Genomic DNA, 1,821 nt, shown 5'->3' on the forward strand with positions numbered 1-1,821 from the left:
AAAGGCCGTCTGAAACCTGTCGCTACTTTGATGGCGGCATTACTGCTCGCCGCATCTGCCATACTGCCCTTTTCGCCACAAACTGCCTCGTTTTTCGTTGCCGCCTATTGGCTGGTATTGCTGCTGTTTTGCGCCTGGCTGATTTGGCTCGACCGCAACACCGACAACTTTGCCCTGCTGATGCTGCTTGCCGTGTTTACCATTTTTCAGACGGTCTATGCTGTCAGCGGCGATTTGAACTTACTGCGCGTGCAAGTACATCTGAACATGGCGGCAGTGATGTTTGTATCCGTGCGTGTCAGCATTCTTTTGGGCGCGGAAGCCCTTAAAGAATGCCGTCTGAAAGACCCCGTATTCATCCCCAACGTCGTCTATAAAAACATCGCCATTACTTTCCTGCTCTTGCACGCCGCCGCCGAACTTTGGCTGCCCGCGCAAACCGCCGGTTTTACCGCGCTTGCCGTCGGCTTCATCCTGCTCGCCAAGCTGAGTGAGCTTCACCATCACGAACTCCTGCGCAAACACTACGTCCGCACTTATTACCTGCTCCAACTCTTTGCCGCCGCAGGCTATCTGTGGACAGGCGCGGCGAAACTGCAAAATCTGCCCTCCTCCGCCCCATTACACCTGATTACCCTCGGCGGCATGATGGGGGGCGTGATGATGGTGTGGCTGACCGCCGGGCTGTGGCACAGCGGCTTTACCAAACTCGACTACCCCAAGCTCTGCCGCATTGCCGTCCCCATCCTCTTCGCCGCCGCCGTCTCGCGCGCTGTTTTAATGAACGTGAACCCGATATTCTTCATCACCATTCCTACGATTCTGACCATCGCCGTGTTCGTACTGTATCTTTTCACGTTTGTACCGATATTTCGGGAAAATGCGTTTACGGATGATCCGGAATAAAACAAAAGGCCGTCTGAAACTTTCAAACGGCCTTAGCTTTAAATAAATGCTTTATTTGTTGGCGTTCAAATAAAGATTAATTAGGCGTGTAGTGGAACTGTCGTGTTTTTGCACTTCGGTCTCGCCGGTCAATTCGGCAAGAATGGTTTTGGCCAGTTGTTTACCGAGTTCTACGCCCCATTGGTCAAAGCTGTTGATGCCCCAAATAATGCCTTGAACGAAAGTTTTGTGTTCGTACATGGCAATCAGGCTGCCCATATTGCGCGGGTTGATTTTGTCCATTAGGATGAGGTTGGTCGGGCGGTTGCCTGAGAAGGTTTTGTGCGGAACCAGCTCTTCGATACGCTCTGCTTCCATGCCTTGGGCTTGAAGCTCGGTGCGGACTTCGTCAGGCGTTTTGCCGCGCATAAAGGCTTCGGCTTGGGCAAAGACGTTCGCCAGCAGGATTTCGTGGTGACCGCGCAGGTTGCTGCGTTTTTCAAGGGAGGCGATGAGGTCAATCGGCGTGATGTGCGTACCTTGGTGCAGCAGTTGGAAGAAGGCGTGCTGGCCGTTGATGCCGGTTTCGCCCCAAATAATCGGCGAAGTTTCGTAACCGACCGGTTTACCGTCAAGGGTAACTTGTTTGCCGTTGCTCTCCATGTCGAGCTGCTGGATGAATTTGGGCAGGCGGTGAAGATGTTGGTCGTAAGGCGCGATAACATGGCTGCCGCCGCCGTAGTAATTGATGTACCAGATGCCGATGAGGGCGAGGATGACGGGCATGTTGCGCTCTAGCGGCGTGTTGATGAAGTGTTGGTCCATCAAGTGCGCGCCGTTGAGCATTTCGATGAAGTTTTCTTCGCCGAGATACAGCATAATCGGCAGGCCGATGGCCGACCACAGGCTGTATCGTCCGCCGACCCAGTCCCAAAA

The 1,821-nt window shown here is 53.6% G+C and carries 1 protein-coding gene and 1 pseudogene; one reads left to right on the forward strand and one right to left on the reverse strand.

What is annotated here, in order from left to right; all coding sequences use genetic code 11:
• On the forward strand, positions 1 to 906 hold a 906-nt coding region (locus ACTHS3_RS12195), incomplete at its 5' end, for an NnrS family protein (protein ID WP_440368059.1).
• A gap of 51 nt (positions 907 to 957) precedes the next feature.
• On the opposite strand, the pseudogene ACTHS3_RS12200 reads toward ACTHS3_RS12195, so the two are convergent.
• Positions 958 to 1,821 (reverse strand): annotated as a pseudogene (locus tag ACTHS3_RS12200) (glucose-6-phosphate isomerase); the annotation flags it as partial.

The organism is Neisseria sp. P0009.S007, from assembly GCF_051962515.1.